Source organism: Bartonella sp. CL100XZDX (assembly GCF_042195375.1).
In the GTDB taxonomy this organism is placed as follows: domain Bacteria; phylum Pseudomonadota; class Alphaproteobacteria; order Rhizobiales; family Rhizobiaceae; genus Bartonella.
In genome coordinates this window covers 150,732-171,733 of record NZ_JBHIOH010000045.1, presented here as the reverse complement: position 1 = coordinate 171,733, position 21,002 = coordinate 150,732, and the positions used below count along the sequence as shown (strand labels likewise).

At 37.0% G+C, this 21,002-nt stretch carries 12 protein-coding genes; 6 read left to right on the top strand and 6 right to left on the bottom strand.

Annotated features, from left to right (window positions below):
• Window positions 1–507 precede the first annotated feature (507 nt).
• Window positions 508–1,413 carry a transporter substrate-binding domain-containing protein gene (locus tag ACFILU_RS04700; protein WP_273790212.1) on the top strand — a complete coding sequence of 302 codons (906 nt, stop codon included), beginning with the start codon at window positions 508–510 and terminating at the stop codon, window positions 1,411–1,413.
• Window positions 1,414–1,424: 11 nt separating this feature from the next.
• Here ACFILU_RS04700 and ACFILU_RS04695 read toward each other — a convergent pair whose 3' ends face one another.
• Window positions 1,425–2,957: a YifB family Mg chelatase-like AAA ATPase gene (locus ACFILU_RS04695; protein ID WP_375630585.1), complete on the bottom strand. Its 1,533-nt coding sequence runs from the start codon at window positions 2,955–2,957 to the stop codon at window positions 1,425–1,427.
• A gap of 406 nt (window positions 2,958–3,363) precedes the next feature.
• On the opposite strand from ACFILU_RS04695, the gene ACFILU_RS04690 reads away from it, so the two are divergent.
• Window positions 3,364–5,328 (top strand): autotransporter assembly complex family protein, encoded by a 1,965-nt coding sequence (locus tag ACFILU_RS04690; RefSeq protein ID WP_375674948.1) that lies wholly within the window; start codon window positions 3,364–3,366, stop codon window positions 5,326–5,328.
• The gene (locus tag ACFILU_RS04685; RefSeq protein WP_375674946.1) at window positions 5,328–9,986 is read left to right on the top strand and encodes a translocation/assembly module TamB domain-containing protein; all 4,659 of its coding nucleotides are present in this window, start codon (window positions 5,328–5,330) and stop codon (window positions 9,984–9,986) included. The genes ACFILU_RS04690 and ACFILU_RS04685 overlap by 1 nt, the downstream gene beginning before the upstream one ends.
• Window positions 9,987–11,426: 1,440 nt before the next feature.
• On the opposite strand, the gene ACFILU_RS04680 is transcribed toward ACFILU_RS04685, so the two are convergent.
• From ACFILU_RS04680 to infC, 3 genes are all read right to left on the bottom strand, one after another.
• The gene (locus ACFILU_RS04680; protein WP_375674944.1) at window positions 11,427–13,193 is read right to left on the bottom strand and encodes an ABC transporter ATP-binding protein; all 1,767 of its coding nucleotides are present in this window, start codon (window positions 13,191–13,193) and stop codon (window positions 11,427–11,429) included.
• 64 nt (window positions 13,194–13,257) lie between these two features.
• Window positions 13,258–13,443, bottom strand: coding sequence for a hypothetical protein (locus tag ACFILU_RS04675; RefSeq protein ID WP_375674943.1), 186 nt, complete (start codon window positions 13,441–13,443; stop codon window positions 13,258–13,260).
• Window positions 13,444–13,788: 345 nt separating this feature from the next.
• Window positions 13,789–14,307 (bottom strand): translation initiation factor IF-3, encoded by a 519-nt coding sequence (gene infC, locus ACFILU_RS04670; RefSeq protein WP_273790218.1) that lies wholly within the window; start codon window positions 14,305–14,307, stop codon window positions 13,789–13,791.
• 195 nt (window positions 14,308–14,502) lie between these two features.
• On the opposite strand from infC, the gene ACFILU_RS04665 reads away from it, so the two are divergent.
• The 3 genes from ACFILU_RS04665 (at window position 14,503) to dapE (ending at window position 17,455) form a co-directional block, all read left to right on the top strand.
• Window positions 14,503–15,282: an alpha/beta hydrolase gene (locus ACFILU_RS04665; RefSeq protein WP_375660470.1), complete on the top strand. Its 780-nt coding sequence runs from the start codon at window positions 14,503–14,505 to the stop codon at window positions 15,280–15,282.
• A gap of 31 nt (window positions 15,283–15,313) precedes the next feature.
• Window positions 15,314–16,060, top strand: coding sequence for a M48 family metallopeptidase (locus ACFILU_RS04660; RefSeq protein WP_375674941.1), 747 nt, complete (start codon window positions 15,314–15,316; stop codon window positions 16,058–16,060).
• Between the two features lie 222 nt (window positions 16,061–16,282).
• Window positions 16,283–17,455 (top strand): succinyl-diaminopimelate desuccinylase, encoded by a 1,173-nt coding sequence (gene dapE, locus ACFILU_RS04655; RefSeq protein ID WP_375674939.1) that lies wholly within the window; start codon window positions 16,283–16,285, stop codon window positions 17,453–17,455.
• A gap of 1,598 nt (window positions 17,456–19,053) precedes the next feature.
• Here dapE and hemW read toward each other — a convergent pair.
• Window positions 19,054–20,253 (bottom strand): radical SAM family heme chaperone HemW, encoded by a 1,200-nt coding sequence (hemW, locus tag ACFILU_RS04650; RefSeq protein ID WP_375630575.1) that lies wholly within the window; start codon window positions 20,251–20,253, stop codon window positions 19,054–19,056.
• Window positions 20,250–20,897: an RdgB/HAM1 family non-canonical purine NTP pyrophosphatase gene (gene rdgB, locus ACFILU_RS04645; protein WP_273790223.1), complete on the bottom strand. Its 648-nt coding sequence runs from the start codon at window positions 20,895–20,897 to the stop codon at window positions 20,250–20,252. Before rdgB ends, hemW begins: the two co-directional genes overlap by 4 nt.
• Window positions 20,898–21,002 lie beyond the last annotated feature (105 nt).

Here is a 21,002-nt window from a genome sequence, read left to right as displayed (position 1 = left end):
GATTCATGTCTCCCACCTTTCCCATCTTGACAATAAAGCACAAACCAGAATCATCATTTTATTTTTCAACTCTTAAATGTTGATGCAACCTTAATGTTGAGAAAAACCTCGGCATTTGAGGGGTATTTTTACTCTTTTCTTCAATAGTATCTATATACTTCCCTGGTTGTGATACGCAAGGAAATGGTCTTAATATTTTAAGATACGCGAGATATTTTGATAAAATAAAGTGTGCCACTAAAGTATATACAGCCTATTTCTTATATTTAAAAAATTAAATCGCCTTTCTCTAAAATTACCTTTTATATATTTATTTTGGAAAATTAACATCAGAAATCTAAGCATTTTCAATGGGTTCAAAAAAAATATATGAAAACTGTTAAATTTTTTAACAGTTTTAAAAAATAGCAAGAATTTTATTTATTAAACGCCAGATATTTTGGTGAAGTGCGTTAGATAATAGTTAAGAAGAGTTGCATCTTAGTTTTGAAAAATGGGGGAGAGATTTTGAAAATAAAAAAATCTATATATGTAAAACATCTTCAATTGCGTTTACGGTATCTTTTATTCAATAATCCATACAATATTTTTATTCGTATTTTATTTGTAGCAGGGGGGGTTCTATTTTCCTCTTACGCAGAAGCTGAAAGGCTGCCTTCTTTTTTTGATTCGCATGAACACTTGGTACAACCTGATACAACGGATATCTTTCGTTTGCGTTTTGTAACAACTTTTGATTTTCCTCCTTTTAATTTTATTGATCAAACGGGGCATCTTGCAGGTTATAATATCGATTTATTGCGCGCTATTTGTTCAAAATTAAAATTAGAGAAGCTTTGTGAAGTAGAAGTGATTCCTTGGAAAGAGCTTGTAGAACATGTTGAAAATGGTGATGCGGAAGTCATTATTGCGGGTTTAAAAGAAACAAGTAAAACCCAGCAAGATCTTGTTTTTACAAAGTCATATTTACGTTTTCCAGCGCGATTTGTTGCTTCTCGACGTTTAAATCTCGATGAGCCAATAAGCGATCAATTGATACATTTAACCAGTGGTGTTTTGTCTAAAAGTGTTCACGAAAAACTCTTTCAACATTATTTTCCTAAAGCCAAATGGCAAGGATTTAAAAAGAGAGAAGAACTCTATAAAGCGTTACAAGAGCGTAAAATTGACCTTATTTTTGATGATGGATTTGCTTTATCATTATGGTTCAAAAAACAAAAATCTGTTGATTGCTGCCATTTTGTTGGGGGGGCATATATGGCGCCACAGTTATTGGGGCAAGGAATGCAGCTTGCTGTTGCAAAAAAGAATGAAAAATTGGTTGATATACTCAATTATGCGCTGAAATCACTAGAAGAAGATGGTAAACTTACAGAACTTTATTTGCGTTATTTTCCAATAAGTTTTTATTGATGAATAGTTTTTTAATTAAGGGCTGTTAATCTTTCTGCACCTAGTCGATAGGAAATAGCTTCTGCGAGATGATAGCGTGAAAGAGTATCTGATCCGTCAAGATCAGCAATTGTGCGTGCAACTTTGAGAATGCGATGATAAGCGCGTGCAGAGAGGTGCATTTTTTCACTCACATCTCGTAAGAGTATGGTCGCACTTTTATCAGGAATGGCAATCTGTTCTATAATTTTGGCAGGGCAATCGCCATTGGTACGAATATGATCAAACCCCATTGTTGAAAAACGTTTAGCTTGAATGGTACGGCATCGTGCGACGCGTTTGGCAACGTCGCAGCTTTTTTCTGATTGTTCTGGTTGCATAAGGTCCATAGCTGTCAAAGCAGGGACATCAATCCGTAAATCAATTCGGTCAAGCAGAGGACCAGAAATACGGGACTGATAATCGATTTGACAGCGTATTCCTTTAGGGCAAACATGGTCTTTTTCGCCTGCCATACCACATCGGCAAGGATTCATTGCGGCAATGAGTTGGAAGCGAGCAGGATAGCTAATATGGTGATTAGCGCGGGCGATAACTGACTCCCCGCTTTCTAAAGGTTGACGAAGAGAATCAAGAACCTGCGGAGAAAATTCAGGCAATTCATCAAGGAATAACACACCATTATGGGCAAGGGAGACCTCTCCCGGTCGTCCTTTAAGCCCCCCACCAATCATTGCGGCCATGGAAGCAGAATGATGTGGGGAACGAAAGGGGCAATGAAGTGAAATGGTATTATGAACCGTTTCTCCTGTAATAGAAGCAATCAGAGAGACATCTAAAAGCTCACGGCTATCAAGAGGTGGCAAAATGGAAGGTAAGCGTTGCGCTAACATAGATTTCCCAGCACCAGGGGGGCCTACAAACAAAAGGTTATGGCGTCCAGCAGCACAAACTTCTAAGGCACGTTTGGCTGTTTTTTGTCCTTTGATTTCGCAAAGATCTGGAAGTTCAGTTTCGATAGTATATTGGCGCGGTTGTGGACGTTTTTGAATTTGGGTTCCTTTGAAATGGTTGACTATAGTGAGCAGAGTCTCTGGAGCAAGAATATTTATTTCTGCATTTGCCCATGCTGCTTCAGGTCCACATTGGAAGGGACAAATCAGCCCTTTATCGAGTGATAAAGCTGTCATGGCGGCTGGTAAAACACCATTAACAGCGGTAAGTGAACCATCCAGTGATAATTCTCCTAAAATGATATAGTCTTGTGCTACTTCAGGAGGGAGGATTCCCATAGCAAGCATTAAGCCTACGGCGATTGGCAAATCATAATGCGATCCCTCTTTAGGCAAATCAGCTGGTGCAAGATTAATCGTAATTCGTTTAGTAGGCATAGAAAGTCCACAAGCGTGGAGGGCTGCTTGTACACGTTCACGGCTTTCTGCAACTGCCTTATCAGCTAATCCAACAATAGCCATTCCTATTTTACCAGACGAAATCATAACCTGTACATCGACAGGGACTGCTTCTAGACCGCGAAAAGCAACAGTTGTAATACGTGCGATCATTTATTTATTTTCCCCCTTTAGACTTGGTAGAGACAATCATATCTATTTATAAAAATCAAGAAGCATCTCTATGGTTTTTTTATAGAGAGATCTATATACATGGGCAGTTTTTAGCGTTCTCATGGAAAGTCATTTGTACAAATTTAACCATGATAATATGGGACGCAATAAAACATTTATAATAAGCTAAATAAATATGTTAAGAAAAAAAGAATGAGGCTGTTCGTGTTATACAACAGTGCAGAATTTTATGAAAATATAAGGGGAGGGTGACGTTATGTATCGCAGAGTGTTATTTGATGTGATAAAACGCGTAAAATGTGCAAAGTAATTATATTTACCTTTCTTATTTTTATATTATTTAAAGCGTAGTAGATGCAAAGTGTATTATAAGGTATCTGATTTTATGGTATACCAGACAAGAATTTTGTTAAAATCAGGGACTGTGCGCTGTGTCTTTATAGGCTTGTGTTTTTCTTTTTCTTTTCCACAGCCTCTTGCTGCATTTGATTTTTTCGGCATTCCTCTTTTTGGTAAAAAGAAAACAAATTCTCCTTCACATTATGCAAAAAGTACAGAGAGATTTTATAAAGTTGATGTTGTTGCACCGCCAGGTGCGCCATTAGAAGGTATAAAAATAGTTAAATCTGTTTCTTCTCTTGTTGCTGATAAAGAGAAAGCATCCGCTAGTTCTTCTGGTTTGCTAGCCAAGGCGCGTTCAGATTATCGAGCAATTCTTTCTGCTCTTTATGCTGATGGACGCTATGGTGGTGTCATTAGTATTAAAATTAATGGTTTAGAAGTCGCTGATTTAAGTCCGGTAACTCAACTTCCAGCACAATCGAATATCGTTATTACAATTAATGCTGGTCCACAATATGTTTTTAGTATTGCCAATATTGATAAAGTAGCTCCGTTTGAAAAACGTAAAGCGCATAAAATGCCCACAATTGAAGAATTGGGCTATAAAGTTGGGGCTATTGCTAAATCTGAAACCATTTTGAAAGCAGAAAAATGGGCGATAGAAGGATGGCGGCAACAAGGTTATGCTAAAGCTAAAATTATGAAGAGTGAAGTCGTGGCTGATCATGCTACATTGCGTGTTGAAGGACGGATTGTTGTTGGTCCTGGACAAAAGGCTCATTATGGTCCTTTAAGTGTGCGTAATATAAGTAAGAAACCACGTGTAGATTCAGCTTATATCGCGTGGATGACTGGATTGAAACCAGGGCAGATATACGATTCCGATGCGTTAGCTAAGGCAAATGAACGTCTTGCGCGCCTTGGTGTTTTTCGTGCTATCAATATACGTGAGGCTGATACTATTAATCTAGATGGTAGTTTACCGCTTATGCTTGTTGTACAAGAACGTAAACCGCGTCGTTTTGGTGTAGGCGGTAGCTATTCAACATTAGATGGTGCTGGTTTTGAGACTTATTGGATGCATAACAATCTTTTGGGTCATGCAGAGACTCTTAAAATTGAAACAAAAATAAGTGGTGTTGGTAGCAATAAAAAGCAATCATATAATTTTAAAAATTTTGATTATCTTTTCGGTGGTACGTTTATAAAGCCTGGTGTACTCACGCCAGATACAGATCTCAGGTCAGAATTAAAAATACAACAAGATGTTTTAGAAAATTATACGACAAAAGCCATCAAAGGAAAATTAGGTATTACGCATATTTTCAATGGTAATCTATCGGGACAGGCTGCTGTAGAAGTTTCAAATGGTTATTCACGTGATATCTATTTTGGGAGCCGTAATTTTACAACAATCGGTTTCCCTAGCGGCTTGATTTACGATAGTCGTAATAATAAGTTTAATGCAACAAAAGGTTTATATGGTGAAGTTTTCATTGAGCCTTTTTATGAGATGCGTTTTAGCAACTTTGTTGCAAAAGTAACAGCAGAAGGTCGTTCTTATTGGGCGTTGGATGAAGGGGATCGTTTTGTTGTTGCTGCGCGGGCAAAGCTTGGTACAATTCTTGGGAATGATACAGCACAAGTACCCGCAAATACGCTTTTTTTTGCTGGTGGTGGGGGCTCTGTTCGTGGTTATGCTTACCGTAATATTGGTATCAAAACAGAAAATGATGCGGTTGTTGGTGGACGGGCGCTTATTGAGGGATCGGCAGAATTGCGTGTTTCTTTAAATGATAAAATAGGGTTTGTCGGTTTTCTTGATGGAGGTTTAGTAGGGGAAAAGGCGAATTTTGATTTTTCTCAAAAAATTAAATGGGGAGCCGGTATAGGAGGACGTTATATGACGGGTCTTGGTCCTTTACGCGTTGATTTAGCCTTTCCTTTAAAGAGAGAGAAGGGTGACCCTCGCATTGGTTTTTATGTGGGTATAGGGCAAGCATTTTAATGAAAAAAGGTGTACGTTTCTCAGCTTTCTTCTTTGTATTTTTGTTTTTTGGGGTGGGTGGTTTTGTTTTTGCGCAAAGAGGAGACATTCTTCCCTCTAGCGAAATGAAAACAGATGATCGCTCATGGTTTGTTTCTTTAATTGAACGAAAGCTTTCAGCGCCTAATCGTCAAGTTCGTTTACACAATATGCAAGGGACACTGTCTTCTCAAACATCAATTGATACTATTACTGTCAGTGATAAAAAAGGGGTTTGGCTTAAAATTACCAATGCTAAAATGGATTGGAATCGTCTAGCGTTGCTGAGAGGGCGGATGGATATTAACCAGCTTTCGGCAGAACAGGTTACATTTTTACGCAAACCGCAAGGCAATTCTTCTTTTGTTTCTTCCCTTGAGACGGGTAAGTTCTCTTTACCAAAATTACCGCTTGCTCTTTCTATCAATACGCTTACAGCTCAACATGTGACATTTGAACAGAATCTTTTTGGTTTTTCTGCTGATATGTCCTTAAAAGGCAATTTCACCTTGGCTAGTGGTAATTTTGATGTCGATATAGCGGCGCATCGTTTAGATGCACCGGGTTCTTTTTCTGTTCTCACCAAGATATCTGATAGTAATCGTACAGCTCAAATTGATATTTCTGCTAACGAACCACAAAATGGTATTTTGGCGAATATTTTTAACATTGAACAATGTCCAGCATTAAATCTCGTCCTGAAAGGTGATGGTACTTTTGATGATTTGGTTATCAAACTTTCTTTAGAGTCCGATCATCATTCTATTTTAGATGGTAATGTTATTCTTGCAAGTGTTCCAGAAGGACAGAGTTTTTCTACGAAACTAGAGGGAACACTGAGCCCTTTAATACCTTCTCAATATCGTAGTCTCTTCGAATCTAATATAACATTAAAAGCAAAGGCAAGAAGAACAAAAGAAGGTGTGACACACCTTGATCAGATGGTTATTCAGAACAAAGCAATGAATGTTATAGCCAATGCTGAAATAACCGCCGATGGATTTTTGCGACGGCTTTTTGTTGATGGAAAAATGGCTCTTGATAACAAAAAGGATTCTGTTCATTTACCTATATCAGACGTGCCAAAATCTGCGAATACTCTTGCTTTGAACATTGACTATGGTCGCGAAGGTCAACAATCTTGGAGTGGGCGGTTGGTTGTAAATCATTTAAGCAATAAAAATATTTATATTCGCGATGCAATTTTTGATATGGGAGGAGTAAGCGAAAATCTTGATAATGCAGCTTCTCGTCATGTTGGTGTTCAGGTTAAAGGGACGCTTCAAGGGGTTAAAAAGATAAAGGGAGCGTTAGTAGAAAATTTAAGCCAAGCGGTTCATGTGCATTTAGATACGGATATTGTTTCGAACAAACCAATTTTGATTCATGATCTGAGTGTTACGGCTCAGGGTTTTTCTTCTTGGTTAAAAGGGACAATGGAGAATTTTGTTTTTAAAGGCGATCTCGGTTTAAAAGCTCAAACATTAACTCCTTTGGAAGTGTTCAGTAAACAATCACTTTCTGGTAGTGCAGATATTAAAGCCAAAGGAACGATCAGTTTATTGAGTGGCATTTTTGATCTCCAATTATCAGGAATGGCTGACGATATGAAAATAGGCATGCAGTCTTTTGATCGTTTATTCAAAGGAAACATCACTCTTTCAGGTGGTGTTACTCGAAATACGAGGGGTGTCATTTTTCGTCATTTTAATTTGAAAAATCAATATACAAACATAGAGGCTAATGGTTATTTTTCAGATGAAAGCGCTAAAATGGATCTATCTGCTCAAATATCTGATTTGTCCAAATTAGATCCAAAGATAAGCGGTGCGCTTACAATTCAAAGTACGGCGAGAGGGCGCAATAGCCATATAAAACTAAATACACGTGCCCATATTGCTGAAGCATTAATTGTAGGGAAGAAACTTCAAAACACAACACTTAACATAGATGCATTTGTAGATAATACAGCACCAATTACTTCTTTAACGGGGGTGGTAAAAGGTGAAGGGATTTTTGCTAAGAAACCTTTGCATGTATCGGCCTCTTTTGAAGATTCTCATAAAATTCGAAAACTTAAAAATATCGATATTAGAGGGGGAAGTGCAAAAATAACGGGTGATCTTTCTCAACAACTTGGCGGTTTTTTGAAAGGAGCGCTGCATATTGATGCCGATGATATTTCCGTACTTTCAGCGTTATTTTTGCAGGATGGTAGTGGAAAAGTAAAAGGAGATTTTATTTTTGATGAACAAAATGGCAGACAAAAAACCAATGTGAAGGCGCATGTTAACCATTTGAATTTTTCCAAGAATAAAATAAAAAAATTGGCAATAGATGCTGACATATTCGATCCTTTTGGCATGACTCAGTTTGAAGGAGTTATCAATGCAGAACATATTCAAACACCTTTGGTAATGGTCAATCGTTTAAATGCTCACGCTGATAGGAATAATGGACAAACGGTTTTTACTGTCCAAGCGATGTTGCATGATACTCTCAATGCACGGCTTTCTGGTTGTTTAATGGTTGAGGAACTTCCAGAAAGTATAAAACGAGAAGTGCAAATTGAAACTGTGGACTTAAAACAACATACTTTTCATGCAACATTGCCGAAGCCATCCATAATTGCTTTTGATAAAGATGGAATGACAATCAATGAATTAGGAATTGCAATAAATGGAGGCAACATCATCTTAGCAGGGAATATTCAAGATACCCTGAATTTGCAACTTACAATGAATGCGCTTCCTGCTGCTTTAGTCAATCTGTGGAAATCCGATCTTGGAGCAGCAGGGAGTGTAACAGGGCAGGTTATGATTCGTGGTCATTTAAAAAAACCTAATATAACTTACGATATAAAAGGTGAGGGACTGACAACCGTTGCTTTTCAAGATAAAAAAATTATGCCTTTTTCTCTTTCTGCTACGGGGAACACTGTAGATCAAAATCTTACTTTGAATGCAAATTTAACAGGAGAAGGAGTACAAGCACAAGCTCAGGGGCATGTATCTCTAGAGAAAAATGCGCTTGATCTTCATATTAATTTGCAAAATTTATCTGCACGTTTGGCGAATGGTTTTATTGCAGGACAAGCGCTTGATGGGACAGTGATAGGTAAAGTTGATATTGGTGGAACAATGAAGGATCCATCTGCTCATTTTGAGCTTTCTAGTCAAAATTTAACCGCTATGACGCATAAAGGACCGATGTCAATCAATATAAATGCTCGTGGTTCTTATAAAAAATCGACATTTCATATTGAAAATATGATAGCTACTGGAGATAAAGGATTAGATCTTTCCATCCATGGGCCTGTGTCTCTTAATGGTTCAGAGGCAAAATTAAACGTTAAAGGGATAATGCCTCTTGATTTTGTTAATCTCTTATTAGCCAAGCGTGGTGCACATATAACGGGTACAGCAAGAATTGATACATCTCTTAATGGGGCGTTATCAAAGCCACAATTGTTAGGAAATATTTCTATAGGCGACGGTAGCTTTTTTGATTCACAAACAAATGTAGGATTGAATAATATAAAGCTTGAAGGCAAATTGAAAGGTGATCATATCCTTATAGAGAAAGCTTCAGCTTCTTCGTTTGAGGGGGGGGGAATTTCTGCTTCAGGTCGTATCTCTAATAGTCTAGAGACAGATTTGATATTTCATCTTGATAATGCCAATTATAATGATGGTTCTATGATTCTGGCAACATTATCAGGTGAGATGACAATGACAGGTCATTTTTTAAATAATCTTGTTCTTGGTGGTGATATCATCGTTGAAAAAGCTGAAGTTTTTGTTCCTGATTATTTTAAAAGTGCCAAGTTTCTTGATGTTAGAAATAAGAATTTAACTAAATCGATTCAAACAACACTTGAACGTGCTGATGTTAAGAACACGAACAAAAGCAAAAGCCGTATAGTTACACAAGAATCGTCATCTGTCGTGCTATCAAATATGCGTATTACAGCACGCAATCAATTTTTTGTACGCGGAAAAGGCTTAGATGCTGAACTGGGAGGACGCATTAATCTAGCAGGTCCATTGAATGATGTGCATCCAGTTGGTGAATTTAGAATGATTCGTGGACGTTTTGATATCCTGTCGCAACGTCTTAATTTTGATCAAGGACAAGCGAGTTTTAGTGGTAATCTTAATCCTACGGTTTATTTTGTAACCAACAATAACAGTGGTGATATTCGCGTCACTGTAACTGTAAGTGGGACGGTTGATAATCTTGATATTAATTTTTCTTCACAACCAAATTTGCCTCAGGATGAGATTTTGGCTCGTTTGATTTTTAATCGCTCTCTTAATGAATTATCACCATTTCAGATTGCTCAACTTGCAGCAGCAGCGGCTGATCTTGCAGGTGCTTCTAATACATCTTTGTTGAATACTTTACGAACTAAAATTGGACTTGATGATCTTGATGTTATCGTTAATGAGAAGGGTAATACAGGCTTACGTATTGGACGTTACATACACAATAATATTTATTTGGGCTTTGAAGCAGGGTCTGATGGAACGACGAAAGGGACAATTAATTTAGATATTTCGCGTCATCTCAAAGCTAAAGGTGCCATAGGAAATGAACAAAATTCTAGTATAGGTCTCTTTTATGAAAGAGATTATTAAAGATTGAATTTTAAAAAAAACAATTTCTTCGTTTTTTGTCTTTCATTTCTAAATCTGAGGAAGGAGGCATAGACTAGAAATCCTATAAAAGAAGAAGCTTTTTGTTGAGGCGTGAAGAGATATATCTGAAATATTCGATTTTTTGTTATGCTATTCTCTAAAGGGACAAAATCTTCACGAAAGATAGTATGTTATTTTGCTGATATATATTTATTTTAGAGAAATACCTTACCTTGTTTTCAAGCCCATATCGTGCTGTTGCCTAAAGAATGTAGTGTGTGCAATATATTGATTTATAAAGATAATTTATTGTTATTCAACTTGAATTAGAACTTTGAATATCGTACGAATCTCTTTCGTATTGAATCAATCAAAACCATTCGGCTTGTATGCTACAAGCGGGGAATCCTGTGTGGATAAAACTATTAAGAAATGACTAAAAATGCCTCTTATGAATCATCTCGAGAGCTAAGAGCTGTCGCAACATTAGGGACTGGCAGAATAGTGTGAATGGTGCCGGTTTATTACTCCATAAGCGTAAAGATAGAGGGGGTTAATGGATTTATCGTTATACAATTCACGAATGTTATCGCGAAATGGGCTTAGGGAAGACTTTGAGAGAGGTCTCTTTAAAACAAGTACGTGAATTTGCAACACAATGGCATTCTGTTTTTACATGAAGGACATGATTCCATTAAAGACCGTCAAAAGCATGAGGCAAGCAGAGAATTCATAAGATATCGATTTTATTGTCAAACGCATTTAAAGCAATATTTTTTAATAATAAAAATTACCTATTATTTTAGATTTTTGTTTATTGTGTCTTGAATGAGATCACTTTTCTTATAACGAATAGCTCCCCAAACAGAATACTCCAAAATATAACATTATTGTGTTGCAAGTTTATGTACTTGTTTTAAAGGAACATTTCTCAGTGTGCGCTTGAGTCTATTTCATAAGATTGCTTGTGAAATGGTATAAAGTACCTCTTATGAATGGTATAAAATCTACACTACCGTTATTAATAAAGGTATAAGTATTTGCTAAAGCTATAAGCCGGCATTATCATTCTATTTTCCAGCTTTTCATATTGCTGACAATCTTTTCACTTGAAAGTGTAGAGGTATTTTTATTGCTTATCTTAAGAGTTTTTATGCATATACCAATATCTCTTATGACGTACAACAAGCGCTTTTGATTGATTCATCATAAATATAAAGAAAATTTGCAATAAGCAAATTACATCTTATCTTTTGCATTCAACAAAACAACGAGTAAAGTTTTCATCTAAATCCAAGAATTTTATTTTCAATAAACCATAAATTATTTACCAATTCTTGATTGAAGTAATGCTTTTTCTTGATAACAAGTCTTTTTTTATAAATGGAGCATTACCTTCTATCCATTTTTTATTTCAAATCTTATTTAAGGATCTAGAAATTAGGGGGTATGTTTTTTGAACTGGATATTATGAAGTTTTTTATAAAACCCATGTTCTTTTGCTAGCAATTCTTTTTGAGTACCTTGTTCAATCAGTTGTCCATTTTGTATGACCACAATTTTATGAGCACGAGCAATCGTTGAAAGGCGATGAGCAATAATGATCGTTGTGCGTCCTTTAGTAAGGTGGTGAATGGCTTCATTAATTTGTGCTTCGGTGTGTGAATCGAGCGCACTTGTTGCTTCATCAAGAATCAGAATTTCACTATCGTGAATCATTGCTCTAGCGATAGCGAGTCGTTGTTTTTGCCCCCCTGAAAGATTACAGCCATTATCACCTATCTGTGTATCATAACCATTTGGCAAACTCATAATAAAGTCATGAGCATTTGCTGCTTTTGCTGCTTCGATAATTTCGTCATCACTAGCCCCTTCTTTTCCAAGCCCGATATTATATTTAACAGTTCCTTGAAAGAGAAAAGTATCCTGTCCTACATAAGCCATCAGGTTTCTCAGAGAGCGAAATGTTGTGTAGCGAATGTCTTGATCATTAATCAATATGCGTCCTTTTGTGGGGTCATAGAGGCGCATAATAAGGTTGATAAGGGTTGATTTTCCCGAACCGGATGGTCCCACCAATGCTGTCATTTTTCCGGCTTCTATTTCTAGATTGATGTCTTTCAATATCATTTTGTTATTAGTGTATGCAAAAGAAACATGTTCGAAACGAATAGTTCCTTGCGTTTTATTCAGATCTTTAGCTTCTTTATGTTCTACAACTGTAAGGGGACAATCGAGTATTTCAAACATCGTACGGATATTGACCAAGCCAGATTCAATTTTAACACGTACATTTGCTAGTCTTTTTGCGGGTTCATAAGCTAAAAGTAAAGCAACAATAAAGGACATAAATTCACCTTGAACACCTGCGCGTTGGGTTGCAAGATAACCGGAAAAACAAATAATACCTGCAATGGCAACACCCGTGAGTGTTTCCATAATTGGATTGGTAATAGCTTCGAGTGTTGCAATACTGTTTGTTTGTTTTTCAACATCACAAATGGCTTTGTCCATCCGTTTTTTCATGACTTCTTCTAGTGAAAAGGCCTTGATGATTCGAATACCAACAGCCGTTTCCTGTACGATTTTGATAATTTCACCAAGTGAAAGGAGCTCTTTTTCCATCAAGCTGCGAACGCGTTTTAAAGCCATTCGAACGCCTAAAAAAGCTAGTGGTCCTACGATTAAAGTAATGGAGATTAACACAAAGTTTTGAATGAACATGACAAGCAACAGACCACTAACGGAAAGCAAATCACGTACAAAAGTTGTGATAATAGTATCAATTATATTACGTACGGCTGTTGCATTATGAGTTACACGAACAAGAAGATCAGATGAAGTATTATTATGATAAAAAGAGACTCCTTGTTCCATAAGTCGTGCAAAAATTTTACGCTGTTGTTCAGCAATGATACTGTTGCCTGCTTTGTTTAGAAAGTAAGTTTGGAAAAAAGTTGCAACTCCTTTGAGAATAAAGATAAAAGCAATGCAGCTAGAAATCAAAACAATCATAGGAAAATTTTGTGCATCAATAATCTGATTAACAACATCCCGCATAATCCATGCACTGGTTGCTGTGGTACAAGAAATGATGATCATTGAGAAGATAGCCGCACTGTACCAACGCATATGTTTACGAAAATTTTCTCGTAAAAGGCGGATAATAAGATGTTTGTCGAAAGAGGAAATTTGTTTTTTAGCCATGAAGTGCTTCTATATTCTCTCATTATTTTATGCAAGATTGAAACACTCTTAATTAAAAAGCCCCTTAATCTTTTTTACAAAAATAGTCTTTTCTTTCAAGGCTCATCATATCAATTTCACGACGGCGAGAGTGAAGAATGTAGTGCAAAGTTTCTGTAAAAGGTATAACGAAAATTCGTTGTTCATCATTATTTGTAGTTTTCAATAAAAGATACCGGCGAGTTTCACTATTGTATTTACCAATTTCCATATTGTGATAGCCTTTGGCACTTGAAATGGCTCACAAAAAACATTTCTGCTTTTTTAATAATTTTTTATGTATCATCTCCATTTGTGATGTGTAAGCAAACAATTTCGCCGCATTGCATGATAAGAGTGCTTGAAATAAGAAGGCCTTACGATGTTTGAGCTTTCTCATTTAATATGCAAAATAACGAATTCTTCTTATAAATCGATCAAGCATTATTAAACTCTTAAAAGGCTTTATACACATTTATAAAACCTTAAAAGCACCACAAAAACTCTATGTGGTGCTTCTAAAAATACCATACGCTCATGCTGATGAGTTGCATGCGAATATTATTCCAATGCAAAACTATTTAGGTGCTATCACCATCATCATTTGCCGGCCTTCAAGCTTTGGCTCCAATTCGATTTTGGCAATTTCACTTGTATCTTCTTTCACACGCTGAAGAAGCTTTAATCCAAGATCTTGGTGAGCCATCTCACGACCACGAAAACGCAAAGTAATTTTTACTTTATCACCATGATCAATAAAGCGATGAACAGCCTTGAGCTTGACTCCATAATCATGGACATCAACATTTGGGCGCATCTTAATCTCTTTGATTTCGATGACTTTTTGCTTCTTACGTGTTTCAGCAGCTTTTTTTTGGGTTTGATATTTTAATTTTCCCAAATCGATGATTTTACATACGGGTGGCTCTGCATTTGGTACAATCTCAACCAAATCAAGTCCCGCATCTGCAGCCATAGCAAGAGCTTCTTGTATCGCAACAACTCCCTGATGTTGTCCCTCATCATTGATAAGCTGAACATGAGGTACCCGAATATCCTTATTTGAACGTGGTCCGTCTTTTTGGGTAGGTGTCATTTTAAACGGTTTACGAATGGTTTATGCTCCTTAAATTTTGATTCAACTACAGTTAATTTAATATACAATTATGCACCTAAAAACAACTATAATTCGTGTTATTTTCATTATTTGATTTATTACTTTTTGGAATGATTTAGATTATAAAAGTTTTCTCTTAATTTAAAGAAATTGTTTTATGGAGGATAAAGAATCATGGATCAACATATTCCTTGTCAGTTTTTTTCGTTTGAGAACACCACACTTGCAGTACGCTATCGCAAGGGGCGCCAATCTCCAGGTTTGGTTTGGCTTCCTGGCTATCAATCCGATATGTTGGGAAGTAAGGCAACGTTAGTTGATCAATTTGCTCAGAAGAATGATTTGTCTTGTTTACGTTTTGATTATTCTGGACATGGAGAATCTGAAGGTGATTTTTTTCAAGGAACAATTTCGCGTTGGGTTAAGGAAAGTTTAGCGACTTTTGAAACCTATTGTGAGGGTCCACAAATTTTGATTGGTTCCTCTATGGGTGGGTGGATTGCACTAAGGCTTGCTATGATGCTAGCACAGAAAAATAAGAAGCTTGCTGGCATGATATTGATTGCTCCAGCGCCTGATTTTACACAAACATTGGTGGAACCAAAATTAGGCCCAGAAGAATGGAAGATTTTGGAAGAAAAAGGCTATATTGAACGACCTGCTGTTGATGATACAGAGCCAATGCCCTTTACAAAAACATTAATTGAAGATGGGCGCGAAAATTGTGTTATGAAAGGATGCATTGATGTTGGGTGTCCAGTCCATATTCTACAAGGGATGGAAGATGAAGATATTCCCTATCAGCATACATTGACTTTACTTGATCATTTACCTCTCCATGATGTAACGTTGACACTTGTTCGTGATGCAGATCATCGCTTTTCTCGTCCACAAGATTTAGATTGCCTTGAAACAGTATTGAGATCTTTTATTAATCAGATTAATGCAAAATAAGGGGTACATTTATTGATGAAGATAAAAATATATGAGCATTTCTAAACAGCATTTTATTTTTTCTGATCGCTCTGTACCTGTACGGGTGCGGGAAAATAAGTATGCACGCCGTCTTACCTTACGTATTGATGCCAGCAGTCAAGAGATTTGTGTAACAACACCACCAGCGATAAGTCTCTGTACGATTCAAAGTTTTATTGAAAAGCATCGATCTTGGATTGAGGCACGTCTTGCTCGTTTACAAATCTCTCATGAAAATGCTTATCTCAAAGAGGGGGCAATGATTCCTTTATTAGGTGTTTCCCATACCATAAAGCATAAAGAAGGGCGTGGGGTAACAGAAATCCTTACAGCAGATGCGGAGCAAGGACCTAAAATTATTGTTTATGGTCAATTAGAATACCTCCCAAGACGCATTGCTGACGTTTTGAAAAAACAAGCAGCACTTATTATAACACCTTTGGTGGCACATTATGCCCATAAAGTAGAGCGTAAAGTCAAATCAATTTGTTATAAAGATACGAGAAGTCGTTGGGGATCTTGTTCAATAGATAAGCGTCTTTCTTTTTCTTGGCGCCTTGTTATGGCACCAAAAGAAGTTGTGGAATATGTTGTTGCTCATGAGGTTGCTCATCTTGTTGAAATGAATCACGGACCAAGATTTTGGGCTCTTTGTGAAGAGCTATGTCCTGATAGTAAAACGTACCGTGCTTGGTTGAAGGAAAATGCCCATAGATTGCAAGCAATTAATTTTGATTCATATAATTTAGAGGCGTAAAAAACTTTCAAATGAAGGCAACATTTAACGGAACTTTTTGTTGAGTGTTTTGTTGTGTGTGTGCTTGCTCATGTATAATGAGGAAGCCATTGAAGCTCTCAGCACGATTGTTCTCCCCTGCTTGGTTTGCTGAGTGTCTTCAATGTTTTTTCTTTATCTTTTTTGTAATTCAGCGTAATAACCTTAAGTTCCGATGACTTATAAAAAATGGGAAGGGACCTTATGCCTGTTCTTACAGATCCACTTCAGCTACTAAAGAGACTTATCCGTTGTCCTTCTGTTACACCTCATGAAGCGGGAGCTTTATCAACTTTGGAACAATTTTTGAAAAAAATGGGATTTCACGTCGAGCGCCCTATTTTTACGGATAAAAATACAGATAATGTTGAAAATCTTTATGCAAAAATGGGAAATGAAGGACCCCATCTTATGTTTGCGGGTCATACAGATGTCGTACCACCAGGTGCATTGGAAGATTGGACTTATTCACCTTTTGAAGCTGTCATAGATCAGGGAAAATTATATGGGCGGGGTGCTGTTGATATGAAGGGCGGAATCGCTTGTTTTATTGCGGCGCTAGCGCGAGTTCTTGAGAAACGATCCATTAAAGGAATGGTAAGTTTTTTGATTACCGGTGATGAAGAGGGACCTGCTGTTAATGGTACCGTCAAACTTCTCAAATGGGCAGAAAAAAAAGGCGAAAAATGGACCGCGGCTCTTGTGGGGGAACCAACAAGTGTAAAGACTGTTGGGGATGTCATCAAAATCGGTCGCCGCGGATCGATTTCTGGTATCATTACCGTGAAAGGTCGCCAAGGTCATGTTGCTTTTCCAGAGCGGGCTGCTAATCCCTTGCCTTTGGCAAGTAAGCTTATTCAAGCATTGACACAAACTGCTTTAGATAAAGGGACAGAGAATTTTCAACCCAGTAATCTAGAGCTAACAAGCATTGATACCGGTAATTTAGCGGTCAATGTTATCCCAGCGCAGACAACAGTTCATTTTAATATACGCTACAATGATCTTTGGACAAAAGAAACACTGATGAAGGAAATTGAAAAGCGTCTTGCTTTGGTGCAATCAAAAAACAATGGTGACCAATATCCCTCTTATCAGCTTGAATGGATTCCAAGTTTAGGAGATGTTTTTTTGACCAAAAATGATAAACTCATTCAAACTTTATCCAATGCTATTAAAAGTGTAACAGGGAATATACCAGAATGTTCCACTTCTGGTGGTACTTCAGATGCGCGATTTATTAAGGATTATTGCCCAGTGATTGAATTTGGCTTACCAGGGCAAACGATGCATATGGTAGATGAGTGTGTGGCCCTTAATGCAGTGGAAACTCTTACTACTATTTATGAGCGTTTTATTATTGAATTTTTTGCATAAAGAAAAGATTTTTGGTTCAAAAATACCTTTATCTTGTTGAGCTATAAGATATTGACATTTAAGGTGTGGTGATATGAGTCTCGTAAGACTTAATATATTAAGTGGTTTTAGAGTAAGTGATGAATATTCTTAAGTTGGGATTCTTGCCTGTAGAGTTTTTAGTTAAGTGAATTACATAATTGGAAAGCCAAGAGAGACCTGCTTGAAGAAGTAGAACTGTTTAGACCATATTGGATTGAAAATATTCGTTCTTTAAAGTGTAGAAAGGAAGTCACACGCAATCATATATGGAAAACAATGAATATTATATCATCATTGTGTGATGACAGGTTGAAGCCATAAAGACACACAAAAACATGCTGCTATTGTAAAAAGTTCGTACAACATAAATGCGCTCATTCACAGCTCATGTTTTGATATGTTTTCTGCACTCTCATAAAAGGTACTTCTTGTTCCAATTAGACTCTCTTAGAATAAAGCCTATAGGAAAAGCGCTTTAAGTTTGTTTTATTTCATATATTTTGCCATGCTTTTTTTGTCCCCAAGAACTTCCGTTGCAAAATCATTACGAGATAGAAGGTGAGCTTATTTAATCAGCTTGAATCTTGGTTATGATAAAGATACACAGAATTTTTTGTAGCAGCATGTTGACTTCTTGAGCCAAGGATTGTCCTAGTATTATTCTCAATTTTTTAATAAAATAACCTTAAAGGACGCGTACAGATACTCATAAGTATTATGCATACAAGTAAGATCATATGGGATTAACATCGTTTCGCTCGCTAACAAAGCAATCTCGATTCATATCGGGTATATTTGCCATTTGAGTGCATTATTTGTTTAATAAAGCTCGTGATTTTGCTGTGACCTATAAATCAATACCAATCATACAGCCGCGTATCTCAAATAAATATTGGTTCAGTACTTTTTGCGATAACCGCTTTTACATGCCAGAATAGGATAAAAGTATTGCGTATATCTATTTTTTATAATCTCTGAAACAGACTTACAATCTCATTGAGGAAAAATATAAAGGTATAAAGGTGAAAATCAGCGTGCTTTTTTACTTTCTTTTTTATTCGGCTTTACGGTTTTCAAAAGTAAATAGAGTAAGATCTTTTTAAATAATCAGAAATTGATGCATGGTTTCATGCTTATTTCTATGGTTCTTTTAATGGTGCCACGATTTCATAAAGAAAAAATACATTATCGTGTTATGCATTCACGTATTTGTTTTAGAGGAATTTTCTCAATGTTTGTCACATTTGTGCTACTACGGTGCTTATGAATGTTGTAATATAAAATCTATAATGCCTCCCCATCTTTATGTTTATGAAAAATAAAGTTAGAGCACCATACACTTTCTAGCTCAAAATATTGCAATAGCTTTTAGCACTTAAGAGTGTTCATAAGAGGCCTTTTTACTCCTTTTTTATAGTTTTTATCCACATGCTTCTCTATTTTTAAGGTGTAAGCAAATGGCGATAACTAACTTGCTATAAATAGTTTTGAAATGAGAGAAGCTCACAATATTCTAATCTCACCTTGCTATGAAAAATGATAATTATGATTAAAATAAGTATGTTGTTATAAAAACTTTAATTTGCAAGTTGGCTGATGATGTGATCAAGAACAATACGTCCTTTGGTTGTTGCTTTTAAGCGTTGGTTATCCACCATTTCTATCAATTCTTGGTGTTGTAAATCGATCAGTTTTTCCATTGGGATACGTTTAGGGCTTAAGGTTTCATAGCGTATAAGTTCTAAGCCTTCGCAAAGGCGTAATCCCATAAGGAGCATTTCATTTGCCTGTTGTTCAGTGGTTAAATGTTCCGTTTCAATACAGCCATGTCCTGTTGTTTCTACCAAATTAAGCCACTGTTCGGGATGCTTTTCATTTATTGTGACATAACGTTCGCGGTTTTCAAGGTGTGATGACAATGTTTTTGAACAGAAAGAGGAATGATTCGATGCGTGCTCAATGAAACGTCCATGTGCTCCTGGACCAAAGCCTGCATATTGGTGATAACGCCAATAAAGAAGATTGTGTGCTGATTCGGCACCGGGCATTGCATGGTTTGAGATTTCATAGGCAGGAAGTCCATGTAGTGCCGTTATTTCTTGAGTAAGATGATACAGATCTGCTGCTAGCTCTGATGGGGGAAGGATAAGTCTTCCTGCATCATGAAGCCGTTTAAAGGCGGTTCCTTCTTCGATCGTCAATTGATAAAGAGAAAGATGGTCCGCTGCTAAATCAATTGCTTGTACAAGTTCAGATTTCCATTGTTCAAGGGTTTGTTCGGGGCGGGCATAAATGAGATCAAAGGATAAACGTGGAAAAATTTGCCGTGCTAAAGCAATGGCACAAAGAGCTTGTTCCACATTATGGAGTCGGCCAAGTTTGCGCAATGCTTTATCATTGAGCGCTTGTATCCCTAGAGATAAGCGATTAACACCTGCCGCACGGTATCCACGAAAGCGCTCTGCTTCCACACTGGATGGATTAGCTTCTAATGTAATTTCAACTTTATCATCGACTACCCATTTTTTTGCAAGTGCTTGCAATAGGGCATCGACAGTTTGCGGCTCCATAAGGGAAGGGGTTCCTCCACCAATAAAAATACTTGTAATATGGCGTGGGCCTATTTTGTGGTATTGTGTTTCTATTTCGCGCTTAAAGGCGGTGACAAAACGTGGTTGATCAACACCATGGATGCGAACATGCGAATTAAAGTCACAATAAGGACATTTAGCTGCACAAAAGGGCCAATGAATGTAAATGCCAAAAGGTTCTTTCATGAGAATGCTAAAAGGTTTTCTGCCAAAAGTTTGAAAGCACGTGCGCGATGTGAAAGAGGGGGAATATCATTACGTTTCCAGTTGTGTTTTTGCTCTGTTGACATTTCTCCAAAGGTATTTTCACATCCATCGGGTAAAAAAATAGGATCAAAACCAAAGCCTTTATCTCCCCGTGGAGGCCAAATGAACGTTCCTTCAACGCATCCACGGAAGTAATCTGCATGAGCATCAGGCCATGCAATGCAAATGACGGATATAAAACGGCATTTCCGTTGACTTTTTTCTCGTGCTCCGACTTTTTGGAGTTCATTTTCTATTTTTTTCATAGCTTTTGGAAAATTACGTGTACCATCGGCTTGAATTGCCCAATCAGCGGTATAAACGCCTGGCGCACCCTCCAATGCATCTACCTCTAAGCCTGAATCATCAGATAGGGCAGGAAGTCCTGTTTTTTTTGCTGCTGAAAAAGCTTTAATATAAGCATTTTCTTCAAATGTTTTTCCCGTTTCTTTTGGTTCTGGCAAGCCCAGTTCTTTTGCCGATTGTATTATTAAACCGAAAGGCGTAATTAAAGTAGTGATTTCATGCAATTTTCCGGTGTTATGTGTAGCAATGACAAGTTTTTTATCTGCTATGCTTCTCATATAGATTTCTCCAAAAATGAAAGGGGAATTATTTTTGTGCTAAAAACCGACTTTAATGCTCATACACACACATTTTACATGATATGATTATTTTACACGTTTAAT

Excerpts from the sequence above, each read along its gene's own strand:
- ACFILU_RS04695 (WP_375630585.1), bottom strand. The coding sequence starts at position 2,957 with ATGATCGCACGTATTACAACTGTTGCTTTTCGCGGTCTAGAAGCAGTC.
- ACFILU_RS04690 (WP_375674948.1), top strand. The coding sequence starts at position 3,364 with ATGGTATACCAGACAAGAATTTTGTTAAAATCAGGGACTGTGCGCTGT.
- ACFILU_RS04685 (WP_375674946.1), top strand. The coding sequence starts at position 5,328 with ATGAAAAAAGGTGTACGTTTCTCAGCTTTCTTCTTTGTATTTTTGTTT.
- ACFILU_RS04680 (WP_375674944.1), bottom strand. The coding sequence starts at position 13,193 with ATGGCTAAAAAACAAATTTCCTCTTTCGACAAACATCTTATTATCCGC.
- ACFILU_RS04675 (WP_375674943.1), bottom strand. The coding sequence starts at position 13,443 with ATGGAAATTGGTAAATACAATAGTGAAACTCGCCGGTATCTTTTATTG.
- infC (WP_273790218.1), bottom strand. The coding sequence starts at position 14,307 with ATGACACCTACCCAAAAAGACGGACCACGTTCAAATAAGGATATTCGG.
- ACFILU_RS04665 (WP_375660470.1), top strand. The coding sequence starts at position 14,503 with ATGGATCAACATATTCCTTGTCAGTTTTTTTCGTTTGAGAACACCACA.
- ACFILU_RS04660 (WP_375674941.1), top strand. The coding sequence starts at position 15,314 with ATGAGCATTTCTAAACAGCATTTTATTTTTTCTGATCGCTCTGTACCT.
- dapE (WP_375674939.1), top strand. The coding sequence starts at position 16,283 with ATGCCTGTTCTTACAGATCCACTTCAGCTACTAAAGAGACTTATCCGT.
- hemW (WP_375630575.1), bottom strand. The coding sequence starts at position 20,253 with ATGAAAGAACCTTTTGGCATTTACATTCATTGGCCCTTTTGTGCAGCT.
- rdgB (WP_273790223.1), bottom strand. The coding sequence starts at position 20,897 with ATGAGAAGCATAGCAGATAAAAAACTTGTCATTGCTACACATAACACC.